Here is a 19,528-nt window from a genome sequence, read left to right on the forward strand (position 1 = left end):
ATGCGCCAGCCCACGGTGCCGCCAACGGCCGGCCTGCCACTGCAGCTCGGCGACCTCTGGCCTTCGGGTGCGGGCAGCCTGGCAGGACAGCTGGCTGCCTGGCTGGGCGTGGAGGCGGTGCAACTCGAATGCTCGGGGACCTCGGCCCTGATGGTGGCGCTGCGCAGCCTGCAGGCCCTCAGTCCTGGGCGCAGCGAGATCGTTGCACCGGCCTATACCTGTCCGCTGGTGGCGCTGGCGATTGCGCAGTGCGGGCTGCAACTGCGCCTGTGCGATTTGCGCGCCGATACGCTGGACATGGACCCTGTCTGCCTGCAGCGCCTGTGCAGCGACCGGACGCTGGCCGTGCTGCCCACGCATCTGTGCGGGCGTGTGGCCGATGTGGACGCCGCCCTGCAATGCGCGCGCGCCGTGGGCGCCTATGTGATCGAGGATGCCGCCCAGGCGCTGGGAGCGCGCAGCGGCGGAGCTTCGGTGGGCCTCAAAGGCGATATCGGCTTTTTCAGCCTGGCCGTCGGCAAGGGGTTGAGCACCTTTGAAGGTGGCGTGCTGATGGCGCGCGAGCCTTCCATGCGTGCTGCGCTGAGCGCAGCCGGCGCCGCCACCCGGTTCAGCCTGTGGTGGGAGCTGCGCCGCAGCATCGAGCTGCTGGGCTACGCCATGCTCTACCGGCCCTCGGGTCTGCGCATGGCCTATGGCAGGCCGCTGGAGAAATCATTGTCGCGGGGTGACTGGGTAGAGGCCGCAGGCGATGACTTCGACGATCTCATTCCCCAGCACAGTCTGGGGCGCTGGCGCCAGAGCGTGGGGGCCAGGGCATTGCGGCGGCTGGAGGCGTTTCAGCAGCAAGCATCCGGACAGGCTCGCCTGCGCATCGCTCAGTTGCAGGCTTGCGGGCTGGACGTGGTGCAGGATGCCGTGCCCCGGGCGCAGGGCGTGTGGCCGGTGATCCTGCTGCGCATGCCGAGCCAGCAGGCCAGGGATGCCGTGCTGCGCGCGCATTGGGGCGGTGGCTGTGGTCTGTCTCTGCCCTTTGTCCATGTGCTGCCCGACTATGGCCGCTACGACCATGTACTGGGTGCTGCACGTGACGATGCGGTCAGCCAGGCGCGCGACTGGGCGCAGCGCTTGCTGGCCATCAGCAATAGCCCATGGCTGGATGACGAGCGCTTTGCGGATTTGCTGGGCACGCTGGCAGCACGCTGATACGCCTACGCCTACGCCTACGCCTACGCCTACGCCTACGCCTACGCCTGCAATCTGTCTGCAATAACGATATAGAAATCCATTCGTTCTGTTTTCGCCGGCTCGTTTCTACACTGAACTTGAACGGACTGCATGGCCTGTTGCCCCGCAGATCAAGGCACAAGGAGTGGTGAAAATGGAAGTAGGAAAACGCTCAAGGCAAGCGCTGTCAAACGCGGCGGGGGCCCGCCAGCACGATGTGGATGTTCTGGTTATCGGCGCTGGGCCAGCAGGGGCATGGGCTGCCATCAGTGCGGCCAGCCAGGGGGCAAACGTGCTGCTGGTCGACAAGGGATATTGCGGAACATCGGGCGCAACTGCACCTTCGGGCTGCGGCGTTTGGCATGTCGACAATACCGGGGATTTGCGTGAGAAAGCCAAAGCCAGTCGTTACACCATGGGCGGCATGCTGGCCGAGCAGGCATGGATGGATCGGGTGCTGGAGCAGACCTGGAACAACATCGAGCTGTTGACTGAATGGGGTTACCCGTTTCCTGTCGATGTGGAGGGCAAGCTGCGGCGCAACTCCCTGCAAGGCCCTGAATATATGCGTTTGATGCGCAAGCAGGTCAAGGCTGCCGGCGTACGTATTCTTGACCATAGCCCGGCGCTGGAATTGCTCGTGGATGACGCTGGCACGGTATGCGGCGCAACAGGTGTGCGCAGGCAAGCCGAAGATACCTGGGTTGTGCGTGCAAGTGCAACCATCATTGCCACCGGCGGCTGCGCTTTCCTTAGTCGCGCGCTGGGCTGCAATGTGCTGACCGGTGATGGATACCTGATGGCCGCCGAGGTGGGGGCACAGCTCTCGGGCATGGAATTCTCCAATGCCTATGGGCTGGGGCCGGCGTTCTCTTCGGTCACCAAGTCGCTGTTCTACAACTGGGCCAGTTTTTACTATGCAGACGGCTCGCTGATCGATGGTGCAGGGTCTTCGCGTGGGCGCAGCATCATTGCGCAGACGTTGCAAACACAGCCTGTTTTTGCGCGCTTGGATAAAGCTGATGCGAGCATTCAGGCATGGATGCGCACGGCACAGCCCAACTTCTTTGTCTCGTTTGACCGCAAAGGCATCAACCCTTTTCATGAAATGTTCCCGGTCAGCTTGCGGCTGGAAGGAACGGTGCGTGGCACTGGCGGTCTGAATGTGGTGGATGCCGACTGTGCAACCTCCGTGGCCGGGCTGTACGCTGCAGGCGATGCAGCAACGCGCGAGCTGATCTGTGGTGGCTTTACCGGGGGCGGCAGTCATAACGCAGCCTGGGCGCTCTCTTCGGGATTCTGGGCTGGTGCCGGCGCTGCGCGCTTTGCCTTGCATAACCCGATGAAATCACGGCAGCTTTACCGCGCTGGCAGTCCAGGTCTTGAGGAGCAGGGTCAAGCTCGGCTGGACAGCAGTCAGCTGATTCAAGCGGTACAGGCCGAAGTCTTCCCGTACGAGCGCAACTGGAATCGCCAATCCGATGAGTTGCAGCAGTCTCTGCAGAACCTTGATGCCTTGTGGCTGCGCCTGCGTACTGGTGTGCAGTTCCAGTCCATCGAAGAGCGCCTGCGCCTGAGGGAGGCAACAGCCATGCTGGCTACCTCGCGATGGATGTACCGGAGTGCCTTGCAACGTACCGAAACCCGGGGCATGCATCGCCGTCGCGATCATCAAGAATTGGACCCAGGCCAGAGACATCGATTGATTTCTGGCGGCCTTGATGAAGTCTGGGTGCGTCGTCAGCAGGTCAAAGAAGTGCCGTCTTCCGAAGGAGTGCTCGCATGATCGAAATCATCAGCTCAGAGCGTTGCACCGGCTGCAATATCTGCGTCCATGCCTGTCCTACCAATGTGTTCGACATGGTCAAAGGGCAGGCTCCGCGCATTGCCCGGCAAAGCGATTGCCAGACTTGCTTTATGTGCGAGCTGTATTGCCCCGAGGACGCCTTGTATGTTGCCCCGGTGGCAGATGCGGCTGCCCATGTGGATGAGCTTTCGCCTGCCACGCAAGCTTTGCTGGGCAGCTATCGCGCCTCCGTTGGTTGGGGCAAAGGTCGCCAATCTACCGCGGCACTGGATGCCAGCTACGAGCTGCTGGCGCGTGCTCATTAGAAATTTAGTCATCCATGTCAGAACATGAAATCCGTTTGTCGGAAGCAGGCTCTTGTGCCGCTTTCAATCGTCGTCAATGGCTGCTTGGCGCTTTGGCGGCAAGCATTCCCATGCTGGGTGAAGCGCAGTCTCAAAGCGCGGCGCAGACCTTGCGTATCGGCTATATCGGTCCTGGAAAGAAGCCTGCTTATGCCACGGGCTGGGCGCTGCAGCAGGGCATCTTGCAGCGAGAACTGAGCACGTTGGGCTTCTCCCAGGTCGTGACCCGTGTGTTTCCCAATGGACCGGACTTGAACGAAGCATTCATTGCCGACCACCTGGACATCGGCATCTATGGCGACACACCCGCAGTGGTCGCTCATGCGCAAGGCTTTCAAGGTAAGCTGCTGGGTTTTGATTGCGTGGGCATGAACACCTGGCTGCTGACGCCCAAGGCTGGCATCAAGACGGTGGAGGAGCTCAAGGGCAAAGTCGTTGGCGTGGCTCTGGGCTCATACATGCACCGCTTTGTGCTGGGTCTGCTCAGGCAGCATGGTTTGAGCGGCAGGGTCAAGGTGGTGCATATGCTGCCGCGCGACGGTGCACCGGCGCTGGAGCGTGGGGATGTGGCTGCGTTTGCCGCACCTATCAATATGGGGCCGTTGCTGGCGCAGCAAGGCTTTCCGGTTCTGGCAGAGGCTGCGCAGTATCCGACGCTGCTGGGCACATCGGTCATTGTGATTTCTCCCAAACTGCTTGCGAGGTTGCCGCAATTTCCTGCTACCTGGGGTCGCGCACGCAGCATTGCCCTGGGGGAGATTCGTAGCGACAGCGCAGCGTATCTGGCGTTTCATGCCGAGGCCAGCGGTTTCCCGGTGCCAGCGGTCAAAGCCTCTGTGGCATTGAGTAATCTGCCCGCTCAGGCCTATCCGGAGCAAGGCTTGCATTTGATCTCCGAGGCCAAACGCTTCCTGCTCAATGAAAAGCTGGTGCGCAAGGATTTTTCCGTTGAGAGCTGGAAGATTCCCGGGTTTTCATGAGCTTTTCTTCTGACAAGATCGTTGGAATCAAGCGATATTTTCCCTTGCTTCAGTGGGATCTGTCATAGCGGAGACTCTGCATTTCTGTCCGGACTCCCTGGCTTTCAGTGCTGTCTCGCGCTCGGCGATATAGCTGCGCGTGAGCGGTACGGCATCCTGCCTGCGCGCCAGCTGAACCTGGAAGATGGCGATGTCCTGATAGCGGAACGCGGTCTCCGACATGGACAGATAGAACTCCCACATGCGGCAGAAGCGCTCGTCATACAGGGCGGCGGCTTCGGCACGGCGTGCCATGAAACGCTCGCGCCACAGGCGCAGGGTCTGGGCATAGTGCAGGCGCAGCACCTCGATATCGCAGATCACCAGCCCCGCGCGCTCTATGGCCGGCGTGAACTCCGACATCGACGGGATATGGCCGCCGGGAAAGATGTAGCGCTCTATCCAGGGATTGTTGAAGTCGGGCACATCGCTGTTGCCGATGAAGTGCAGCAGCATCACGCCGTCCTCGCTGAGCAGCTCATGGCATTTGCGGAAGAAGGCGTCATGGAATCTCGTGCCCACATGCTCGAACATGCCGACAGAGACGATGCGCTCGAACGGCCCCTGTGTGTCGCGGTAGTCTTCCAGCCGGTACTCCAGCCGCTCGCCATGGATGGATTGCGAGGCCCTGGACTGCGCGCCGGCCAGCTGCTCCGTGGACAGCGTGATGCCTGTGACATGGCCGGCACCGCCCACCTCGGCCAGATAGCGCGAGAGACCGCCCCAGCCGCAGCCTATGTCGAGCACGCGCTGGCCCGGCTCGATCAGCAGCTTGGCGGCGATATGGCGCTTCTTGGCCAGCTGTGCCGTTTCCAGGTCTTCGTTGCCCTGCTCGAAATAGGCGCAGGAGTACTGGCGCTCGCTGTCGAGAAACAGCTGATAGAGCCGGTCGTCCAGATCGTAGTGATGCGCCACGTTGGCACGCGACTTGCCGCGCAGATTGTTCTGCAGCAAGGGCCGCAGCTTCATGCGCCAGGCATCGAGCAAGCGTACCGTGGCGCTGACGGGCACATGCCTGGCGCCGCGCAGCACCAGTTCCAGCACGTCATAGACCGTGCCTTGCTCGACCAGCAGGCGCTGCTGCATGAACAGCTCGCCAAAGTTGAGGTCGGGATCGCGCAGCAGTGCAATGACGGCGCGTCTGTCGGCAAAACGCAGACGCGCCTGGGGTTGGCCGCCGTCGCCGAAGATCAGCGCCTTGCCTGAAGGGGTGGTGACTTCGAGCCGTCCCGTTTTGACCAGAGGTGCAAATACCTGTTGCAGCAATTTTTCGGTCAACCGGTCCAGCATGTCAGCTCCTTGAAGCGAAGTGTTGAAAAGTGGTCGGTGGAATCGCTCTAACTCGTGCTGCTGAGCGCTATGTGCTGTATCAGCCGCTGGTTCAATGCATGCTGCCCGGCCTGCCAGCCGGCCAGCGTAGCGGCGTCAATCTGTGTGTCCTGGCCGTCGCCCGCGCTCATCAGTCGTTTCCACCAGGTGCCATAGTGCCATGACGATACGTCACCCGTGATATCACTGCCCGTGATCTGTCCGCGCAGCGCATCGATCAGCTGCACGGCCTGCTCTTCCAGCATCCGGCCCTGGTCCCAGTTGGTGCGCACGACTTCGGCGGCGAACACATCCTTGTCTATGCTCAGATAGGTGTCCTGCGGCCAGTCATGTAGATGGCTGGACAGCGCCTGTACCAGCTCCGAGATATTGGCAAAGCTGCGAAACGCCTTGCCCGCGCCCAGACGCCGGGCCCAGCCGGTGTCCACGCCGCAGCTCCAGTAGGTGAGCTTGCCGGCGCGCAGCGGCCGCAGATAGTTTTCCCAGGCGTGGCCCGAGCCTATGTCCTGCGAGGTGATGCCTGCCACATGGACCTGCGACACGGCCGGGTGCATGGCCACGCGTCGCACCCAGGAGCCGCAGTGCACGCCCCAGGGAAAGCGCATATTGTCCGGGTGGTTGTCCAGCACCACCACGCGCAGCGGATGCTTGGCGCTGAAGCCCTTCTGGGCGATGCAGCGCTCGATCAGCGGCCAGCTCAGATGGTGAAAGTCGCCGCTGCCCATGAGCACGGTACCGTGCTGCGCGGGCAGCTGCTCCTGCATGGCCAGGCTGAAGCGCCTGAAGCTGCGCAGGCCGCAGCCAAAGCGCACCAGCTCCTGCCACTGGGCGAGCGCAAGCCGCTTCTCCTGGAGCAGCGGGCCTACCGATCCATCGACATCCAGCACCACAGGTGTTTGTTGCATCATGGCTTGTCACTCCACTGGCGATCGCTTTCAAACAGACCGGAGAAGCGTCGCCCCAAGGCGCGCAGCACGGGATTGCGGATGAAGACCAGATGCTGCGTCATGGTGAAGCTGGCGCCGAGCTGGGCCTTGACTTCCGGGTCGGTCCAGCCCGCCACATAGTGGGACAGGCCCCGCTCCAGTGCGTACTCGAGGTTGACCATCCAGCTCACGAAATAGAGATTCGCTTCGCGCGCTGCGGGGTAGCACAGACCTATGTATTTGTCGATCAGCCTGCCGTCATGCTCGAAGCACAGATTCCAGCCCAGCAGAGCATCGCTTTGCCGATCCCGGTACTCGAACACGATGCCGCCGTTGTCCGCATCGCGCAGTAAGTCGGCAAAGAAGCCGCGCGTGAGTTTGTCGAAGTGAATGTCGCTTTGCGCATACACCGCATCAAACAGCGCATAGTAGGCATCCACCTGGGCATCAGCGGCAAAGGCTGCGCCGGTAGGGATACGCTGGACGGAGAGCTGTGCGCGGCTCTTGAGCTTGCGCCTGAGGCTGCTGCGGCGGTTCTTGGACAGGCCGGCCAGATACTCGTCCGTGCTGGCAAAGCCAAGAGGTACATAGGCCAGTGCCTGGCCTTCGAGCGCCACAAAGCCTTGCTCGGCCAGTGCCTGGGACAAGGCCTTGGCAAAGTCGTTGTCGCTGGCGCTCAGCAGGGGCGATTCTTGCGGCAGATCCTTGACGATGGTGAGCATGGTCCGGCCCGCCACGGCGCGCAGTTGCCGCGCCAGCGTGGCCGCATCCACGCCCTGGGGCAGGGGCGCATACTCGCTGACCGTGCTGCCGATGAAGTCCGTCTTCAGCCTGAGCCTGGAGCTCAGCCAGCGCCCGCCCGGCAACGACAGAAGACGCGCCTTGAGCGCGTCTTCTGCGGTGGTCAGCAAATCGAAGGGGGCGGTGAATGCTGGCGCCGGCCATTCCTTCAGCAAGGCAAAGCCTTCTGGAGGATGGTTGGAGAACTGCTGCAGCAAGCCACTGGGTTCGAGCTGGTTGCGGAAATTTTCCGTCGCCATTTCGCCTTTTTGTAGTCGGTTTTGATGGCGCCTGAGTGTGTCTGCAGCGCAGAAAACTGGCACAACCCAAGCAAGAGACAGTGAGCAAGACCTGGGCGGCCCCCGCCGCCGCACAGCGAGGCTGTCTTCCCCCTCCCGAAGACAGAGGGGGAAGCGGCGGGGCCGCCTAGGCAAAGCCGCTCAGGGGGTTACGCCTTTTTAGCCTTGGTCAGCAACTGATCCAGCAGCACCATGGCTTCGTCGATCTCGCTGCGCGAAATCATCAGCGAAGGCGCGAAGGTGATCACGTTCTTGTAGTAGCCGCCCACGTCCAGCACCAGGCCGCGTTTCTGGCCCTGGTATTCCAGGCCGCCTTCGAGGCCGATGTCCACCATCTTGTCCAGCAGCGCCTTGTTGGGCGTGAAGCCGTCCTCGGTGCAGATTTCGGCACGCAGCGCCAGGCCCAGGCCGTCCACATCGCCGATTTCCTTGTGGCGCTTTTGCAGCTCCTTGAGGCCTTCGAGGAAGTAGGCACCCGATTCGCGCACCTGACGACCGAAGTCCATCTCGTGGGTCATCTTCATGACTTCCAGGCCCAGGGCCGTACCCAGCGGGTTGGAGGCAAAGGTGGAATGGGTGGAGCCGGGCGGGAACACCGTGGGGTTGATCAGCTCTTCGCGAGCCCACAGGCCGGACAGCGCATTCAGACCATTGGTCAGGGCCTTGGCAAACACCAGCACATCGGGCTGGATGCCGAAGTTTTCCACCGACCACAGCTTGCCGGTACGCCAGAAGCCCATCTGGATTTCATCGACCACCAGCAGTACGCCGTGGTCGTCCAGTACCTTCTTCAGGCCGGTAAAGAAGTTGGCAGGCGGAATCACGTAGCCACCGGTGCCCTGAATGGGCTCGATGTAGAAGGCTGCGTATTCGCACTGGTTGGTCTTGGGGTCCCAGACCGCGTGGTATTCGTTTTCGAACTTGCGACGGAAGTCGGCCACGATGGATTCCGCGTACTCCTCTGCCGTCATGCCCTTGGGGCGGCGGAAGGGGTAGGGGAAGGGGATGAACTGTGCGCGGTCGCTGAAATGGCCGAAACGGCGGCGATAGCGGTAGCTGGAGGTGATCGAGGAAGCGCCCAGCGTACGGCCGTGATAGCCGCCTTCGAACGCGAACATCAGGCTCTTGCCGCCGCTGGCGTTACGCACGACCTTCAGCGAGTCCTCGATGGCTTGCGCGCCGCCCACGTTGAAGTGCACGCGGCCGTCGTGGCCCCATTTGCCCTTGGCGTCTTCGGCAATGAACTTGGCCAGTTCGATCTTGGTGGGGTGCAGATACTGGCTGGCCACCTGGGGCAGCTCCTGCAGCTGCTCGATCATCTTGGCTTCAAGACGCTTGTTCTTGTAGCCGAAGTTGACGGCCGAATACCACATCTGCAGATCGAGGTAGGACGTGCCGGCATCGTCGTACATATAGCTGCCTTCGCAGCCCGTGAAGATCTTGGGAGGATTGACGTAGTGGACGGTGTCGCCAAACGAGCAGTATTTGGCTTCGTCAGCCAGCAATTGGGCAGTATTGATCACAGCAGAAAGCGCTCCGCAAAAATGGATTCGGTCAACGGTATGCGGCAGCAGTGTGCGTTTGCAATATTTCCGGGCTGTCGAGCATTTGTGTGGGAATTGTGGAGAGCTCTGCGTCGGGCGATTTCCAGCGCCGCAAATGGCGGCGGCAGATGTCCGGGCGCGCGCAACTGCCAGTAGGAGCTTGCCCGACCCTGTTCAAGGTCCGGGGCGCGGCTTGCTGCAGGTCCTTGAGGCGGCGTCCAGACCGCTGCCGAATCCGGGCCGATCAGCCCAGTGCCACCACGCGCAGCACCTCGGCGCCATAGGCATCGAGCTTCTTGGTGCCCATGCCGCTGACGCCCTGCAGCTCTTGCAGGCTCTGGGGATTGAGTTCGGCAATCGATGCCAGCGTGGCGTCGTGGAAGATCACATAGGCCGGCAGATTGTGCGACTTGGCCACTTCGGCGCGCCAGGCCTTGAGATTGATGAAGCGAACCTGCGCATCGGGGCCCAGATTGACCGCAGCTGCATTGGCGGCCGATTTCTTGCCCTGCTTCTTGCTGCGCGATGCGGCCACGGCCTCGCGCAGCTGCACCTGTACTTCGCCCTTGAGCACGGCACGCGAGCCCGCGGCCAGGCACAAGGTGTCAAACACATGGCCGCTGTTCTCGCTCACCACCTTGTGCAGGCTCAGGGCCCCCGTGGCCAGCAACTGGCGCATCACGGCGCGCAGCTGTGGCTCCGAATACTCCTTGCCGATGCCGAAGGTGGATACCTTGTCATGCCCGTACTGCGTGACCTTGTCCGTCTCCTTGCCGCGCAGCACGTCCATGATGTGGCCCGCACCATAGGTCAGGCCGCTGGCCTCGTGCACGCGGAAGATGGTGGACAGCAGCTTGCGTGCCGCATCCGTGCCATCCCATAGCGCCGGCGGTTCCAGGCAGTTGTCGCAGTTGCCGCAATGGGTGCGGGCAACGGCCTGCAGTGGCTTGCCATCCAGGCTCGGCTCCTGTCCATACTGCTCGCCAAAATAGGCCAGCAGCCGCACGCGGCGGCAGTCCGTGGCCTCGGCCAGACCGAGCAGGGCATCGAGCTTGCCGCGCATCACCTGCTTGAACTGTTCTTCGGCCGGGCTTTCGTCGATCATGCGGCGCTGGTTGACCACGTCGCTGAGACCGTAGGCCATCCAGGCATCGGCGGGCAGGCCGTCGCGGCCCGCACGGCCGGTTTCCTGGTAGTAGCCCTCGATGTTCTTGGGCATGTCCACATGGGCCACAAAGCGCACATCGGGCTTGTTGATGCCCATGCCGAAGGCAATCGTGGCGCACATCACCACGCCTTCTTCGCGCAGAAAACGGTCCTGATGATTCTGGCGCATTTCCTGGGGCAGGCCGGCGTGATAAGGCAGGGCATTGATGCCGTTCTGCACCAGGGTCTGGGCCAGCTCCTCGACACGCTTGCGCGACTGGCAATAGACCACGCCGGCCTCGCCCTCGTGCTCGCGTTCGATAAAGCGCAGCAGCTGGTTGCTGACGTCTTTTTTCTCGGCGATCTTGTAGCGGATGTTCGGGCGGTCGAAACTACTGATGAAATGCTGGGCCGCTTCCAGCTGCAGGCGCTCGATGATGTCGGCGCGCGTCAGCGCATCGGCTGTGGCCGTCAGCGCGATGCGCGGCACCTCGGCATAGCGCTGGTGCAGCACGCTCAGCGCGCGGTATTCGGGGCGGAAGTCGTGTCCCCACTGGCTCACGCAATGCGCTTCGTCGATGGCGAACAGCGACAGCTTTCCCTGGGCATGCAGATCGTCGAGCAGACCCAGAAAACGTGGCGTGTTCAGCCGCTCGGGAGCGGCATAGAGCAGGGTGATGTCGCCGCTTTGCAGGCGCAGCTCCACCTCCTGCGTCTCGTCGTAGCTCAGGGTGGAGTTCAGATAGGCGGCGCTGATGCCGGCCTCATGCAGCGCCCCGACCTGGTCGTGCATGAGCGCGATCAGCGGCGAGACCACGATCGTCACGCCATGGCCGAGCTGCTGGCGCGCAATGGCCGGAACCTGGTAGCACAGCGATTTGCCGCCGCCCGTGGGCATGAGCACCAGCGCATCGCCGCCGTTGATGACATGCGAGACGATGGCCTGCTGGGGGCCACGGAATTGCTCGTAGCCAAAAACGGCTTGCAGAATGGATTGCGCGGAAGACACCGGGTACTCTTGAATCGATAGCTGGTAGCGCTTGCTGTATATGGGGAAGAGGCTGATTTGGCCTCTGGTGCAAGCATCAGAACTGGCCCTATTGTGCGCCGCGACCCGGCGCGCTGCCCAGGCCGGGTTATGCGCAATCAGCCAGCCTGCCCTATGGTGGAGGGCGAAAAATGCGCATCCAGCTCGTAGAGATCGGCGGGATAGGTCAGGCGCACAAAGGTGATGGGCAGCTGCCCGGTCCAGGTACGGCGGTCGATCACCAGGCAGGGAAAGCCGGGCTTGATCTCCAGCAAGCCGGCGGTTTCCTCGCTGGCCGCTTCGGCACGAATGCGGTGTTCGGCCGAGCTCCAGGGCACATGGTTGACCATCCAGGAGCTGGGACTGTGCTCGGTGAAAGGCTCGTGCTCGGCGTCCGGCACGGATTCGAGATTGATCAGGCGGTCTTCGATGCAGAACGGACGCGATCCCGCCATGTGCAGGCACAGCACATGGACGATGGAGGCAGGCCGGGCCATGCGCATGGCCTCCATGTCTTCGCGCGTGCTGCGCCGCTGCGTGCGGCCGAGCAGCCTGCTCGAATACTCCTGGCCCATGCCCAGCACCACCTGGCGCAGATCGGGAATCTCCAGCACGGCAGAGCTGGTTTGCGGGCGCGTCACAAAGCTTCCCGCCTTGCGCTTGCGCACCAGCAGACCGGCTTCTGCCAGCTTGTTGAGCACCTTGCTCACCGTCATGCGCGAGCATTGGTAATGGACGGTCAGCTCCATCTCCGACGGGATGCGATAGCCGGGCGGCCAGCGGCCACTGAGAATGTTCTGTTCAATCTCGGTGAGAATTTTCCCGTGCAGCGACATGGAAGAGTGTTTGTCCATGGAGTGGATTACACCAGCAAATCCGGCCGGGCGCCGCTGCGCCTTCTAAGCGTTCAATACGGAGCGTGCAATGATGGTGCGCTGAATCTCGGAAGATCCTTCGTAGATGCGCAGGATGCGGGCATCGCGCACATAGCGCTCCAGGGGCATTTCCCGGGTATAGCCGTAGCCGCCATGGATCTGCAGCGCCTCGTCGGTCACGAAGCCCACCATCTCCGAGGCGAACAGCTTGGCCATGGCCGACTGTTGGGTGAAGGGCTGGCCCTGCTGGCGCAGTGCCAGGGCCTGCATGGTCAGCGCCCAGGCAGCTTCCAGGCGCAGCTTCATGTCGGCGAGCTTGAACTGTATGCCCTGCTTGTTGGCTATCGGTTCGCCGCCCACCAGACGCTGGTTGGCCCAGTCGGCCGCCGCCTTGAGTGCGGCCTCGGCAATGCCCAGAGAGGTCGCAGCCACGTCCAGGCGGCTGTTGTCCAGCACTTTCATGGCGGTCTTGAAGCCGGTGCCCTCGGCACCGAGGCGGTTGGCGGCAGGAACGCGCACGCTGTCCAGCGAAACTTCAAAAGCATGGCCGCCGCGAATGCCCATGAGCTTCTCGGGCGACGAAATCTGTATGCCGGGCAGATCGCGCGGCACGATGAAGGCGCTGACCCCGCGTGCCGCAGCCTCCGCATCGGTCTTGGCGAACACCACCATGAAGCGGGCCTCCGCCGCATTCGAGATGAAGTGCTTGACGCCCGTGATCAGATAGTCGTCGCCGTCGCGCACGGCCCGGGTACGCATGTCTGCAGGGTGGGAGCCGCCGCGCGGCTCGGTCAGCGCGAAGGCCGCCAGCCATTCCCCGCTGGCGCAGCGCGGCAGCCATTGCTCACGCTGGCTGTCATCGCCGCCAATGAGAACGGCATCCGTGCCCAGGTAGTGAGCACCGATCATGGACGAGGTCGCGGCGCAGGCGCGCGAGATGGCGACCAGCGACATCAGCATGGCGGTGGGGGTGACGCCCGGTCCGCCAAAGCGTTCCGGCAGATTCATGCCCATCACGCCCAGCGCGGACAGGCCGGGCACATGGCGCGTGGCGGAAAAGGCTTCCTCGTCCATGGCCTGGGCCACGGGGGCCAGGGTTTCCTCGGCAAAGCGTGCAACGGCATCGGCAACGGCCTGATCTTCTTCGGTCGCGCCCAGACGAATCAATGACATGGCGGTCTCTCCTTGTTTTCTTGCTATCAAAATCAACCCAAAGCGCCTGCGTCGCGCAAGGCGGCAATGGCATCCGTGCTGCGGCCCAGCCAGCTTTGCAGCAGCAGCTCCGTGTGCTCGCCCAGGGCCGGTGCGCGTTGCGCACGATTGGGCAGAGCGCCGTTGAAATGCACGGGCTGTGTCGGCAGCTGAAGGCCCGGAAGGCGTTCGTCCTCGACCTCGCAGAGCAGGCCACGCGAGCGGATCTGCTCGGAATTCAGGGCCTGCTCTATGTTCCAGATGGGGGCTGCGGGAACGCCTGCCGCTTCGAGCCGCGCGACCACATCGGCCACATCGTGCTGCGTGCTCCAGCCCTCCAGCGCGGCGCGCAATGCGGGCTCGTTGGCCGAGCGGGTTTCGTCGCTGGCAAAACGCGGATCGCTGGCCAGCTCGGGCTGGTCCATCGCGGCAGCGGTGGCGTCGAACAGCTTCTTGTTGAGCACGGCCAGAGCGTAATGGCCGTCACGTGCCCTGTAGACGCCAAACGGCGCCGAGAGCGGATGCCGGTTGCCCACACGCCGGGCAGGCTGGCCGGTGAACAGATAGCGCGACATCGATGTCGCCAGAAAGCTCAGCGTGGTGTCGAACATGGCGACATCGACATGCTGGCCGACTCCGGTTCTCTGCGCCTGCAACAGGGCCGCCAGTGTCGCCCAGGAGGCAAACAGGCCGGCAACCACATCGCTGACCGCCTCGCCGACCAGGGTGGGCGCGCCTTGAGGCTCGCCCGTGGCCTCCATCAGGCCGCTCATGGCCTGAACAATGATGTCGTAGGCCGGGCGGTGGGCCAGCGGGCCGGTCTGGCCGAAGCCGGAGACGCTGACATACACCAGCCGGGGATTGAGGGCGCGCAGCGTTTCGGGGCCGATGCCAAGGCGCTCGGCCACGCCCGGCCTGAAGTTCTCGACCACCACATCGACCTGCCGGGCGAGCTCATGCACCACGGCGACCGCATCCGCATGTTTGAGGTCCAGCACCAGGCTTTGCTTGCTGCGATTCATGACCGTGAACAAGGCGCTTTGCCCATTCTTCATGGGGCCGATGGCGCGGTAGTCGTCGCCCTGAGGCGGCTCCACCTTCACGACTTCCGCGCCCAGATCGGCCAGCAAGGCCGTGGACATGGGGCCCGCCAGAACCCGGGTGAAGTCCAGGATGCGGATGCCGTCCAGCGGACGGGAGGCAGTTTTTTCGGTTGATGCAAGCATGGGAGTCCTGCTGTTGATCTGAAGCGATGCCTGCATGCTGCCCAAAACATGAATCAATGGAAAATATTCATTTCCCATTCACTGGATTCAAAAAATTGATTCAGATAAATCTGCGCCAGCTCGAATATTTTGTCGCCGCCGCACGCCACGGCAGCACGGCCAAGGCGGCGCTGGCCATCAATGTTTCACAGCCCTCCATCTCCAAGGCGATTGCCGACCTGGAGGCCCAATGGGGTGAGCAGCTGTTCGTGCGCCGCCATGCCCGCGGTATGGACTTGACGGCCGCGGGCAGCGCACGTCAGCGTGAGGCGCAGGCATTGATAGAGCGCGCACGGCTGCTGCAGGGGCCGCGCACACAGGCTATGGCCGGACTGCTGCGCCTGGGCTATCTGAGCACGTTGGGGCCGCGCTGGGTGCCGGCCATCGTGGCGCAGATGCGCAAAAGCCACCCGCAGGTGGAGATCGAACTCGTTGATGGTGACATCGAGAGTCTCACGCGGCGGCTGGAGCGTGGCGAACTCGATGCAGCGCTGCAATACGACCTTGGTCTGGCGCGTCCGCGCTTGGATATGGCCCATGTGGCGGACCTGACGCCCTATGCGCTGCTGCCTTGGGGCCATGCCCTGGCGGACAAGGCCACGGTGCGCCTGACAGACCTGGCGCTCTGCCCCCTGGTGCTGATAGGCCTGCCTCACAGTCGCGAGTATTTCCTGTCTCTGTTCCGCGAGGCGGGCGCCACGCCGCAGATCGCCTTCGAGACCGGATCGCTGGAGATGGCTCGCTCTCTGGTGGCCCATGGCCTGGGTGTCGGTTTACTGACGACGAGACCTGTGGTGGACAAGTCGCAAGACGGCAAGCGCCTGGGCTGCCGGCGTTTGCGTGGTCCGGTGGCCCGGCAGTCGGTGGTGGTGGCTTTCCCGAGGGATATGGCTTCCCCTTTGATCCAGCCGCTGCTACCCGTGGCCCGCTCGGTGTTCGCGCGCGCAGGCTGAAGGCCGGACCAGGGCTGCAGCAAGGCTCCCCCGCGATTTCCCGGACAGGGAAGATATGTATATACAGGTATGTGCAACTCTAGGATTCTCGAGTCCGGAGGCATGGGCGCCAGAAGGCAGAAATGCACAGAACCGGTGCAGCCCATTCGCTCTTTGCACCAGACAAAGCGTGAATCCGCACCTGGAGTTGCATGCAGCTTCCGGTAAGACAGGTGGCAGACACAGCGATGAGACTGGCACACATCCTGCTTTGTCGGGAAATGTATAGACAGTTCTATTGGGGGTTTGACATGGCAGTTGTGGAGCACATGCAGTTGTCCGAGGAAGACATCACCGCATTCGAGCGCGACGGCGTCATCGTGATCCGTCAGGCGTTCAACGATTGGATGGAGCCGTTGCGCGAGGGCGTGCGTAGGCTGATGGCCGATCCGGGCCCCATGGAACGCTCGGTGGTGCCTGCCGACGGTTCGGCGGCCTTTTTTCAGGATCTATGCAACTGGCAGCGTATCCCTGAATTCAGCGATTTCGTGCTGCGCTCTCCGGCTGGCTCACTGGCCGCGCAACTGATGCGCTCGCGCACAGCACGCTTCTTTCACGACCATGTGCTGGTCAAGCAGCCTGGAGGCAGCACCGTTACCCCCTGGCACCAGGACCAGCCGTATTACTGCGTGGATGGCCGGCAGAGCGTGAGTTTTTGGACGCCGCTGGATCCTGTGGTGCGCTCGGTGGTGATGGAGTGCGTGCGCGGCTCGCACCGCTGGGGCCAGGATTTTCGGCCCATGCGCTTCGACGGCACGCGCCTGTACGAGAACGACAACTATGCCGCGCTGCCAGACATCGATGCGGCACGCGACCAGTTCGATATCGCGGGCTGGGACATGGAGCCTGGCGACGTGATCGCCTTCAATTTCCGAACCGTGCACGGCGCACCCGGTAACCGATCACAGATCGCGCGCAGGGTGTTCTCGGCGCGCTGGGTGGGTGATGACGCCGTCTATGCCGACCGCGGCGGCAAAGGATCGCCACCGATCAAGGGACTCACCATGAAGCATGGCGATCCCTTCGATGACCCGATGTTCCCTGTGGTCTGGCGCGATGGCGCGCCGGCTGTCTAGGTCCCTGGTGGAGGCAGGCCGGACGCACCGGGCGCCTGCGCAGTGTTGTCAATCTCGTCGAGAGGAATATTCCATGTCCATGATGAAAAAAACCGTGCTGGCTCTTTCGTTGGCAGCAGGTCTGTCCGGGGCGGTCCTGGCGCAGGAAACCAAGGTGTCCGTCGCCATGTCCGGCTGGACGGGCTTCGGCCCGCTGATGCTGGCCAAGGATGCTGGCATCTTCAAGAAGCTGGGGCTTGATGTGAGCATCCGCAAGATCCCTCAGAAGGATCGCCATCTGGCGATCGCCTCGGGCGACGTGCAATGTGCCGCAACCTCAACCGAGACCTGGATCGTCTGGAACGCCAACGGCGTGGCCACGACCCAGATCTTCAAGATGGACCAGGGTATGGGTGCCGACGGTATCGTGGCCAGGCCCGGCATCGAGAAGGTCGAGGATCTCAAGGGCAAGACCATTGGAGTGTCTGCGCCCGGCACCAATCCGTATTTCTCGCTGGCCTGGATCCTCAAGAAGCACGGCATGACGCTCAAGGATGTGAAGATGGTGACGCTGGAACCAGCCCAGGCAGCCAATGCGCTGATCGCAGGCAACAGCGGACTGGACGCAGCCATGACCTATGAGCCATATCTGGGCTTGGTGCGCAGCCAGCCTGACAAGGGCAAGCTGATTGCCGACTCCAAGCAGTACTCCATGGTGTTCGACACCTTCGGCTGCACGCCAAAGTTCCTCAAGGACAACCCCAAAGCCGCCAAGGCGCTGACCGAAGGCTATTTCGAGGCGCTGGACATGATCGAGAAGGACAGGACCAAGGCCTTCACCATCATGGGGGCCGACCTCAAGCAGACGGCCGAGCAGTTCGAGACCTCTCAAAGCAAGATCAAGTGGGCCGACCGCGAGGCCAACATTCGCTTTTTCAATGGGGAGATCCAGGCCTTCAACAAGGAAGCAGCCACCTTGCTGCTGGAAACCGGCGTGATCCGTGCCATTCCCGCCAATCTCGACAGCCTGTTTGACACCCAGTTCCTGAGGAAGTGACCATGGTCTCCGTCAGTTCCATAGACAAGCAGGCGGTGGCGGGAGAGTCCGCCGCTGCGCCGGCTTCCCACGGACCTCGCAAGATGAAGCTGCTGTATCCGGTAGAACCTCGTGTCCGCCTTTTTCTGGGGGTGGCATTTTTCGCGCTATTCCTGCTGTTCTGGACGTTCCTGACGGTGGCCGGCATCGTCGCTCCCCATTTCCTGGCATCGCCCTTGCAAGCGCTGAAAGCGGCCTGGAAACTGTTCACCGAATTCGGCTTCCTGAACGATGTGGGCATGACGGTATGGCGGGTGATGGGCGGCTTTGTGCTGGCGGCCGTGATCGCCGTGCCCCTGGGCATTGCCATGGGAGCATACAAGCCCATAGAGGCCATATTCGAGCCCTTCGTCTCGTTCGCGCGCTATCTGCCGGCCTCTGCCTTCATCCCGCTGCTGATCATGTGGGTGGGCATAGGCGAGGCGCAGAAGCTGTCCATCATCTTCATCGGCTGCTTCTTCCAGCTCACGCTGATGGTGATGATGATCGTCGGCAATGCGCGGCGTGACTTGGTCGAAGCCGCTTACACGCTGGGCTCCACCGACTCCAGCGTGATCCGGCGCGTGCTGCTGCCCGGTGCCGCTCCCGAAATCGCCGAGGCCTTGCGCCAGGTGTTGGGTCTGGGCTGGACCTATGTGGTGGTCGCCGAGCTGATCGGCGCTGCCTCGGGCATAGGCCACATGATCATGGACAGCCAGGCGTTGATGGCCACCGACAACATCATTGCCGGCATCGTCATCATCGGCCTCGTGGGCCTGACTTCGGACCTGCTGTTCAAGAAGCTGAACCAACTGCTTTTCCCCTGGAGCCTGATGCGATGAGCCGCCTGTCCATACGCCAAGTCACCAAGGTCTTCCAGGGCACGGCCCGGGGAGCCTCTCCCACCACGGCGCTACAGCCCACGAGCCTGGAGGTGGCTGACAACGATTTCATCACCGTTCTGGGGCCTTCGGGATGCGGTAAGTCCACGCTGCTGCGGCTGGTGGCGGGGCTGGAGACGCCCACTGGCGGCGAGATACTCCTCGATGGCCATCGTGTCGAAGGGCCGGGCGCTGACCGTGGCGTGGTGTTTCAGAGTTATACGTTGTTTCCCTGGCTCAACGTGCGCCAGAACATCTGTTTCGGTCTGCGCGAGAAGGGAGTGCCTGAGGCCCAGCAAAAGGAGATCAGCGAGTACTTCATCGCCAGCGTGGGGCTGCGCGGCTTTGAGCAGCACTTTCCCAAGCAACTGTCTGGTGGCATGCAGCAGCGCGTGGCCATAGCACGGGCGCTGGCCAACGATCCCAAGATCCTGCTGCTGGACGAGCCGTTTGGCGCGCTGGACAACCAGACCCGGGTGGTCATGCAGGAGTTGCTGCTGGGCATCTGGGAAAAGCACCGCAAGACTGTGATCTTCGTCACGCACGACATCGACGAGTCCATCTTCATGGCCAGCCGCGTGGCGGTATTCAGCGCCCGCCCGGGCCGCATCAAAGCCGACATTCCTGTGAACTTGCCGCATCCACGTCACTACACGGTCAAGACATCATCGGAATTCATGGAGCTTAAAGCCCGACTGACAGAAGAGATTCGCGCCGAGGCGCTGGCGGCTGCTGCACACTGAGGG

17 protein-coding genes are annotated in these 19,528 nt (G+C 62.6%); 9 read left to right on the forward strand and 8 right to left on the reverse strand.

All coding sequences use genetic code 11. The annotated features are described in order from the left end of the window. The 4 genes from JAO85_RS10330 (at position 1) to JAO85_RS10345 (ending at position 4,358) form a co-directional block, all read left to right on the forward strand. Positions 1 to 1,206, forward strand: a complete 1,206-nt coding sequence (locus JAO85_RS10330) for a DegT/DnrJ/EryC1/StrS family aminotransferase (protein ID WP_202788016.1) — start codon at positions 1 to 3, stop codon at positions 1,204 to 1,206. Positions 1,207 to 1,381: 175 nt separating this feature from the next. Next, on the forward strand, positions 1,382 to 3,013 hold the full coding sequence (locus JAO85_RS10335; RefSeq protein WP_202788017.1) for an FAD-dependent oxidoreductase: 1,632 nt from the start codon (positions 1,382 to 1,384) through the stop codon (positions 3,011 to 3,013). Continuing rightward, positions 3,010 to 3,339, forward strand: coding sequence for a ferredoxin family protein (locus tag JAO85_RS10340; protein ID WP_003069544.1), 330 nt, complete (start codon positions 3,010 to 3,012; stop codon positions 3,337 to 3,339). The genes JAO85_RS10335 and JAO85_RS10340 overlap by 4 nt, the downstream gene beginning before the upstream one ends. Positions 3,340 to 3,353: 14 nt before the next feature. Continuing rightward, positions 3,354 to 4,358, forward strand: coding sequence for an ABC transporter substrate-binding protein (locus JAO85_RS10345; RefSeq protein ID WP_003069542.1), 1,005 nt, complete (start codon positions 3,354 to 3,356; stop codon positions 4,356 to 4,358). A gap of 27 nt (positions 4,359 to 4,385) precedes the next feature. Here the strand turns inward: JAO85_RS10345 and JAO85_RS10350 are convergent, their stop codons facing one another. The 8 genes from JAO85_RS10350 to JAO85_RS10385 all read right to left on the reverse strand — a co-directional run bounded on the left by JAO85_RS10350 (position 4,386) and on the right by JAO85_RS10385 (position 14,818). Further along, positions 4,386 to 5,687, reverse strand: a complete 1,302-nt coding sequence (locus JAO85_RS10350) for a cyclopropane-fatty-acyl-phospholipid synthase family protein (RefSeq protein WP_039049374.1) — start codon at positions 5,685 to 5,687, stop codon at positions 4,386 to 4,388. 47 nt (positions 5,688 to 5,734) lie between these two features. Next, on the reverse strand, positions 5,735 to 6,634 hold the full coding sequence (locus JAO85_RS10355; RefSeq protein ID WP_080771139.1) for a hypothetical protein: 900 nt from the start codon (positions 6,632 to 6,634) through the stop codon (positions 5,735 to 5,737). Next, on the reverse strand, positions 6,631 to 7,692 hold the full coding sequence (locus JAO85_RS10360) for a GNAT family N-acetyltransferase (protein WP_039049375.1): 1,062 nt from the start codon (positions 7,690 to 7,692) through the stop codon (positions 6,631 to 6,633). The genes JAO85_RS10355 and JAO85_RS10360 overlap by 4 nt, the downstream gene beginning before the upstream one ends. A 188-nt stretch (positions 7,693 to 7,880) precedes the next feature. Beyond that, positions 7,881 to 9,254: an aspartate aminotransferase family protein gene (locus tag JAO85_RS10365; RefSeq protein WP_012836646.1), complete on the reverse strand. Its 1,374-nt coding sequence runs from the start codon at positions 9,252 to 9,254 to the stop codon at positions 7,881 to 7,883. A gap of 265 nt (positions 9,255 to 9,519) precedes the next feature. Beyond that, complete coding sequence (gene recQ, locus JAO85_RS10370) at positions 9,520 to 11,430, reverse strand: DNA helicase RecQ (protein WP_202788018.1); 1,911 nt, start codon at positions 11,428 to 11,430, stop codon at positions 9,520 to 9,522. A gap of 137 nt (positions 11,431 to 11,567) precedes the next feature. Beyond that, a complete protein-coding gene (gene hutC, locus JAO85_RS10375; RefSeq protein ID WP_223305653.1) occupies positions 11,568 to 12,302 on the reverse strand; it encodes a histidine utilization repressor in 735 nt (244 codons plus the stop codon). 45 nt (positions 12,303 to 12,347) lie between these two features. Beyond that, entirely contained in the window at positions 12,348 to 13,496 is a 1,149-nt protein-coding gene (locus tag JAO85_RS10380) for an acyl-CoA dehydrogenase family protein (protein WP_039049377.1), read from the reverse strand. 32 nt (positions 13,497 to 13,528) lie between these two features. Further along, positions 13,529 to 14,818, reverse strand: coding sequence for a CaiB/BaiF CoA-transferase family protein (locus tag JAO85_RS10385; RefSeq protein ID WP_202788019.1), 1,290 nt, complete (start codon positions 14,816 to 14,818; stop codon positions 13,529 to 13,531). Between the two features lie 17 nt (positions 14,819 to 14,835). On the opposite strand from JAO85_RS10385, the gene JAO85_RS10390 reads away from it, so the two are divergent. The 5 genes from JAO85_RS10390 to JAO85_RS10410 all read left to right on the forward strand — a co-directional run bounded on the left by JAO85_RS10390 (position 14,836) and on the right by JAO85_RS10410 (position 19,525). Then, positions 14,836 to 15,732: a LysR substrate-binding domain-containing protein gene (locus JAO85_RS10390; protein ID WP_039049448.1), complete on the forward strand. Its 897-nt coding sequence runs from the start codon at positions 14,836 to 14,838 to the stop codon at positions 15,730 to 15,732. A gap of 290 nt (positions 15,733 to 16,022) precedes the next feature. Continuing rightward, positions 16,023 to 16,847, forward strand: coding sequence for a phytanoyl-CoA dioxygenase family protein (locus tag JAO85_RS10395; RefSeq protein WP_039049449.1), 825 nt, complete (start codon positions 16,023 to 16,025; stop codon positions 16,845 to 16,847). Between the two features lie 73 nt (positions 16,848 to 16,920). Next, entirely contained in the window at positions 16,921 to 17,883 is a 963-nt protein-coding gene (locus tag JAO85_RS10400; protein WP_202788020.1) for an ABC transporter substrate-binding protein, read from the forward strand. Positions 17,884 to 17,885: 2 nt separating this feature from the next. Beyond that, a complete protein-coding gene (locus JAO85_RS10405) occupies positions 17,886 to 18,743 on the forward strand; it encodes an ABC transporter permease (protein WP_039049378.1) in 858 nt (285 codons plus the stop codon). Continuing rightward, positions 18,740 to 19,525 (forward strand): ABC transporter ATP-binding protein, encoded by a 786-nt coding sequence (locus JAO85_RS10410; protein WP_012836654.1) that lies wholly within the window; start codon positions 18,740 to 18,742, stop codon positions 19,523 to 19,525. Before JAO85_RS10405 ends, JAO85_RS10410 begins: the two co-directional genes overlap by 4 nt. Positions 19,526 to 19,528 lie beyond the last annotated feature (3 nt).

Source organism: Comamonas sp. NyZ500, assembly GCF_016772095.1.
GTDB lineage: Bacteria > Pseudomonadota > Gammaproteobacteria > Burkholderiales > Burkholderiaceae_C > Comamonas > Comamonas thiooxydans.

What these genes read in the sequence shown, in the direction of transcription:
- JAO85_RS10410 (WP_012836654.1), top strand. Translation starts at nt 18,740, where the DNA reads ATGAGCCGCCTGTCCATACGCCAAGTCACCAAGGTCTTCCAGGGCACG.
- JAO85_RS10360 (WP_039049375.1), bottom strand. Translation starts at nt 7,692, where the DNA reads ATGGCGACGGAAAATTTCCGCAACCAGCTCGAACCCAGTGGCTTGCTG.
- JAO85_RS10330 (WP_202788016.1), top strand. Translation starts at nt 1, where the DNA reads ATGCGCCAGCCCACGGTGCCGCCAACGGCCGGCCTGCCACTGCAGCTC.
- JAO85_RS10340 (WP_003069544.1), top strand. Translation starts at nt 3,010, where the DNA reads ATGATCGAAATCATCAGCTCAGAGCGTTGCACCGGCTGCAATATCTGC.
- JAO85_RS10385 (WP_202788019.1), bottom strand. Translation starts at nt 14,818, where the DNA reads ATGGGAAATGAATATTTTCCATTGATTCATGTTTTGGGCAGCATGCAG.
- JAO85_RS10350 (WP_039049374.1), bottom strand. Translation starts at nt 5,687, where the DNA reads ATGCTGGACCGGTTGACCGAAAAATTGCTGCAACAGGTATTTGCACCT.
- hutC (WP_223305653.1), bottom strand. Translation starts at nt 12,302, where the DNA reads ATGGACAAACACTCTTCCATGTCGCTGCACGGGAAAATTCTCACCGAG.
- JAO85_RS10400 (WP_202788020.1), top strand. Translation starts at nt 16,921, where the DNA reads ATGTCCATGATGAAAAAAACCGTGCTGGCTCTTTCGTTGGCAGCAGGT.
- JAO85_RS10335 (WP_202788017.1), top strand. Translation starts at nt 1,382, where the DNA reads ATGGAAGTAGGAAAACGCTCAAGGCAAGCGCTGTCAAACGCGGCGGGG.
- JAO85_RS10380 (WP_039049377.1), bottom strand. Translation starts at nt 13,496, where the DNA reads ATGTCATTGATTCGTCTGGGCGCGACCGAAGAAGATCAGGCCGTTGCC.
- JAO85_RS10345 (WP_003069542.1), top strand. Translation starts at nt 3,354, where the DNA reads ATGTCAGAACATGAAATCCGTTTGTCGGAAGCAGGCTCTTGTGCCGCT.
- JAO85_RS10355 (WP_080771139.1), bottom strand. Translation starts at nt 6,634, where the DNA reads ATGATGCAACAAACACCTGTGGTGCTGGATGTCGATGGATCGGTAGGC.
- JAO85_RS10405 (WP_039049378.1), top strand. Translation starts at nt 17,886, where the DNA reads ATGGTCTCCGTCAGTTCCATAGACAAGCAGGCGGTGGCGGGAGAGTCC.
- JAO85_RS10395 (WP_039049449.1), top strand. Translation starts at nt 16,023, where the DNA reads ATGGCAGTTGTGGAGCACATGCAGTTGTCCGAGGAAGACATCACCGCA.